Raw genomic sequence first — 4973 nt, 5'->3', positions numbered from 1 at the left:
GATGACCCGCCTGTACGTGGGCGCCGGGCGCAGCGCGGGCGTGCGGCCGCAGGACCTGGTGGGCGCCATCGCCGGGGAGTCGTCCCTGACGGGGCGCGACGTGGGGGCCATCGAGATCGCCGAGCGGTTCTCGCTGGTGGAGGTGCCCGCCGACAAGGCCGAGGAGGTCATCCGGGGCCTGCGCGGCAGCACGCTGCGCGGCCAGCGCCCCACCGTGCGCCGCGAGCGCTCCGAGGGGCGCGCCCGCTAGCGGAGCAGGTCGGAGGTCCGGCGGGACGCCTTGCGGATGCCGGCCCGCTCGTCCAGCCAGCCGCCGGCCACGCCGACGACCGGCAGCTTGCCGATCGCGCGGGTGACCAGGCCGCCGCGGGGGCGCTCCTCCAGGAGCTGCTGGACCTCCAGGAAGGCGCGCGCCAGGTGCCACACGGTGCGCGCGGCCCGCTGGGCGCCGCGACCCAGCGCGGCCGCGCGACCGCCGGCACCCTCGTCCGGGCCGCCCGGCCCGGCGCCGTCGTCGTCGGCCAGCCGCTGCTCGGCGTCCTCGGCGCCGGGCACCGGCTGCTCGGCGGGCGGCAGCTCGCGGTCGAAGAGGACCCGCGCCAGCAGCGGCACCCACTGCGCCGGGTCGGTGCGGCCGTGCTCGCGGGCGGTGGCGCACACCGCCAGCCCGGCCGCGGAGGCCCCCAGCGCCGCCTGCAGCGGGAGGCGGTCGGCCAGGACGCCGGCGAAGCGGGGGGTGGCCGCGGCCAGCCCGGCGCTGATGCCGATGCGGGTGACCCACCAGTCCACGCGCTGGGCGAGGGGCTTGCCCGCCCACTGCGGCGAGGCGGGGGTGACCTCGCCCAGGGCGCGGTCGCGCAGGGCGTCCAGGGCCCGCGCGGGGAAGGGCGCGCTGGGAGGCGGGTCGTCGTCCAGGCCGAGCCAGCGCTGCGGGTCGGCCAGGACTCGCCCGACCATGGCGGCGTACAGGCCCAGGGCGCGCGCCAGCTGCGCGTCGCCGACGGCGGGGTGCTTCGCCACGTCTGCCTGCTTCCCGGGGTCCGTCCGGCGGTGCTGCGCACGTGCCGGCGCCCGGGGGCGGGCGCCGGGCCCGATCATGCCGACCGCCGCCCCTTCCCGCACACCGAGCGCCCGGCCCGCACCGGGAGCCACCGCGCGAGCCTGGCCGCGCGGTGCCCGCGTCGCTACAGTCCCGGGCCGTGGGAACCCCCCGCGAGCTCGTGGGTCGCGACCGGGAACGACGACGCGTCCACGAGCTGCTGGGCAGGGCGCGCAACGGCCGCGGCGGCGCGCTGCTGATCACCGGCGACCCCGGGATCGGCAAGACGGCGCTGCTGGACGGGACCCTGGGCGAGCCCGCCGGTCTGCGGCTGCTGCGCGTGGACGGCTACGAGGCCGAGTCGACGATCCCCTTCGCCGCCCTGCAGCGCCTGCTCGTCCCGCTGCGCGAGCACCTGCCCTCCCTGCCCGCGGTGCAGCAGCAGGCGCTGCGGGTGGCGGCCGGGGCGGTGGGCGGAGCGCCGCCGGACCGCTTCCTCGTCGGGCTCGGCGTGCTGGGCCTGCTGGCCGCCGCGGGCGGGGCCGGACCCGTGGTGTGCGCGGTCGACGACGCCCACCTGCTGGACGAGGAGTCCCTGGACGCGCTGGCGTTCGTCGCCCGCCGCCTGGAGGCGGAGTCCGTCGCGCTCCTGCTCGCCGCGCGCGAGGAGCCGTCCCTGGTGCCCCGGGCGGCCGGAGTGCCCGCGCTGCACCTGGCGGGGCTCGAGCAGGAGGCGGCCGTCGCGCTGCTGCGCGCGTCGCTGCCGCGGGCGATCGAGCCGGTGGCGGCGGCCCGGATCGCCACCGCCACCGGCGGCAACCCCCTGGCGCTGATCGACCTCGCCGGTGAGCTCGGCGTCGAGCGCCTGACCGAGGCCGGCTTCGCCGAGGAGCCCTTCCCCGCGGGGCGCCACCTGGAGGCGCACTACCTGCGCCGGGTGCGCCACCTGCCCGCCCCCGTGCAGCGCTGGCTGCTGGTCGCCGCCGCCGACTCCACCGGTGCGGTCGACGTCATCACCGCTGCGGCCCGCGAGCTCGGGGTGCCGGGGACCGCCGCGGACGAGGCGGAGGCGGCGGGGCTGGTCGAGCTCGACGGCGCGGTGCGCTTCCGCCACCCGATGGTGGAGTCCGCCGCCTACGGCGCCGCCGCCGGGCCCGAGCGCCGCCGCGTGCACCGGGCGCTGGCGGCGGCCACCGCGGCGCTGGGCCTGGTGGAGCTGCAGGCCTGGCACGCGGCGAGGGCGGCGCTGGGCACGGACGCGGCCGTGGCCGACCAGCTCGAGCGCGTCGCCGACCTGGCCGGGCGCCGCGGCGGGCTGTCCTCGCGCGCCAGCGTCCTGGTGCGCGCCGCGCAGCTGAGCCCGGCCGGGGAGGTGCGCTCCGCCCGGCTGGTGGCCGCTGCGGAGGCGGCGCTGGGCGCCGGGGCCGCCCAGCGCGCGCAGGACCTGCTCGGCGGCGTCGACGAGGAGGTGCTCGGCCCGCTCGCCCGCGGCCGGCTGGCGTCGGTGCGCGCCACCCGCGCGCTGTTCACCGCCGACCCGGCGCTGACGGGGTCGGCGGCGCAGATGCTGCGCGCGGCCGAGCACTTCCACGGCCACGACACCGACGCCGAGCAGCAGGCGCTGATCACGGCGTTCTGCTGCGCGCTGCCCGCCGAGCGCCTGGTCCACGGCACGACGCTGCAGCACCTGGGCCGGCGGCTGCGGGAGGGGGCCGGCGAGCGGGACGGGCCGGCCTCCACGGTCCTGCGGGCGCTGAGCGCGCTGATCCTGCTGCCCTACGCCGAGGCCGTGCCCGTCGTGCGACGCGCCGTGGACCTCATCGACCGCCTCCCCCCGCAGCAGCTGCTGCGCTACGGCACCGCCGGGGTGCCGCTGGCCACCGCGCTGTGGGACGCCGCCGCACGTCGCGCCTGCCTGCAGCGCACCGCCGACGCGGCGCGCGACGCCGGTTCCCCGCAGCTGCTGGACACCGTCCTGTGGACCGCCTCGCTGGCGGAGCTGCAGGGCGGCACGCCCCGCCGCGCCGGTCAGCACGTGGAGCAGGTGCGCGAACTGCGGCGGGCCCTGGGCTACGACGCGGAGCACGTCGTCAACGTGGCGTGGCTGGCCTGGTCGGGCGCACCGCGCCCGCAGGTGCAGGCGGTCGCCGACGCCGCGGCGGCCGCGGGTCTCGGCGGCGTGCACGACGCGGGGGTGAGCGCCCTGGCCGTCCGGGACCTGGCCGAGGGCCGCTACCGCGACGCCTTCTGCGTGCTCGCACCGCTGGTGGAGGAACCGTTCCTGCACGTCACGCCGCTGATCTACCCCGACCTGGTGGAGGCCGCGGTGCGCAGCGGGCACGAGGAGCACGCCCGGCGCGCGGCGGGGCGGCTGGACGAGCTGGCGGCCGCCAACGGGTCGGTGTGGGCGCTGGGGGTCGCGCAGCGCTCGCGGGCGCTGCTGGAGCAGGAGCCGGCGGCGGTGGAGGCGTGCTTCCACAGCGCCCTGGACGCCCTGGCGACGCCCGAGCTGCAGGTGGAGCTGGCCCGCGCCCACCTGCTGCACGGCGAGTGGTTGCGGCGCTGCCGGCGGCGCAGCGCCGCGAAGGAGCAGCTGCACCGTGCCGCGGCGCTGTTCGAGGACGCCCGGGCGCCGGCGTTCGCCCAGCGCGCACGCCGCGAGCTGGCCGCCCTGGGCGAGCGCTCGCCCTCGCCGCGGGCGGGCGCGGGTCCCGGCCGGCGGGCGGGTGCGGAGCTGACCGCCCAGGAAGCCGCGGTGGCCCGGCTGGCCGCCTCGGGAGCCACCAACGCCGAGATCGGCGCGACCCTGTTCCTCAGCGTGAACACCGTCGACTACCACCTGCGCAAGGTCTTCGCGAAGCTGGGCATCTCCTCGCGCCGCCAGCTCGCCGACCGCTCGGGCGAGCTGCCGCGCTGAACGGGCGCGCCGGGCGCCGCCGCACCCCGGCGGCGACCACGCACGACGGCGGGGACCACGCACGACGACGGCGACGACGGTGCGCACCACGCGCGCCACGTGGTCCACGCACCGGCCGTGAGGCACGAGGCTGGCCGCGCCCGGGAACCGCAGCACCGCGCAGCAGGGAGGCAGCCGTGCCCCACGTCACCGTCGACGACGGAGCGCAGATCTTCTACCGCGACTGGGGGCAGGACGGCTCACCGGTCCTGCTCAGCCACGGCTGGCCGCTGAACTCCGACGCCTGGGAGGCCGCCGCCCGCTTCTTCGCCGAGCACGGCCACCGCGCCGTCGCCCACGACCGGCGCGGTCACGGGCGCTCCACCCAGACCTGGCACGGCAACGAGATGGACACCTACGCCGACGACCTCGCCCGCCTCATCGAGGCCCTGGACCTGCGCGGGTTGACGCTGATCGGGCACTCCACCGGCGGCGGGGAGGTGGTGCGCTACCTCGCCCGGCACGGCAGCTCCCGCGTGGCCAAGCTGGTGCTCGTCTCCGCCGTGCCGCCGCTGATGCTGCGCACCGACGACAACCCCGGCGGGCTGCCCGCGCGGGTCTTCGACGAGCTGCGCGCCGGCGAGGCCGCCGACCGCGCCCAGCTGTACCGCGACCTGGCCGACGGCCCCTTCTTCGGGCACAACCGCCACGACGACGTCGAGCAGGGTTTCCGCGACGCCTTCTGGCTGCAGGGCATGGCCTGCGGTCACCACGCAGCCCACGAGTGCATCGCGGCCTTCTCCGCCACCGACTTCCGCGCCGACCTGCGCGGCATCGACGTGCCCACCCTGGTCGTGCACGGCGACGACGACCAGGTCGTCCCCCTCGCCGTCGGCGGCGAGCGTTCGGCCGCGATGGTCCCCGGCGCGACGCTGACCGTCTACGGGGGCGCCGGCCACGCCCTGCCCGACACCGAGCGCGAGCGCCTGCACGCCGACCTCCTCACCTTCGTGGAGTCGTGAACAGCCGCACCCATCG

The 4973-nt window shown here is 78.6% G+C and carries 4 protein-coding genes; 3 read left to right on the top strand and 1 reads right to left on the bottom strand.

Annotated elements, in window-relative coordinates:
• On the top strand, positions 1-250 hold a 250-nt coding region (locus GTR00_RS14475), incomplete at its 5' end, for a DbpA RNA binding domain-containing protein (protein WP_205705827.1).
• Here the strand turns inward: GTR00_RS14475 and GTR00_RS14470 are convergent.
• Positions 247-1020: a hypothetical protein gene (locus tag GTR00_RS14470; RefSeq protein ID WP_166612311.1), complete on the bottom strand. Its 774-nt coding sequence runs from the start codon at positions 1018-1020 to the stop codon at positions 247-249. The two genes, GTR00_RS14475 and GTR00_RS14470, sit on opposite strands and share 4 nt — an antisense overlap.
• Before the next feature lie 179 nt (positions 1021-1199).
• Between GTR00_RS14470 and GTR00_RS14465 the strand changes: the two genes are divergently transcribed.
• A complete protein-coding gene (locus GTR00_RS14465; RefSeq protein ID WP_205705826.1) occupies positions 1200-3956 on the top strand; it encodes an AAA family ATPase in 2757 nt (918 codons plus the stop codon).
• 176 nt (positions 3957-4132) lie between these two features.
• Complete coding sequence (locus tag GTR00_RS14460; protein ID WP_166612309.1) at positions 4133-4957, top strand: alpha/beta fold hydrolase; 825 nt, start codon at positions 4133-4135, stop codon at positions 4955-4957.
• Positions 4958-4973: the final 16 nt, after the last annotated feature.

Origin of the sequence: Kineococcus indalonis (assembly GCF_009906395.1) — a bacterium.
In the GTDB taxonomy this organism is placed as follows: Bacteria; Actinomycetota; Actinomycetes; order Actinomycetales; family Kineococcaceae; genus Kineococcus; species Kineococcus indalonis.
The sequence above is the reverse complement of the archived record's forward strand: the minus strand, read 5'-3'. Positions and strand labels throughout refer to the sequence as shown.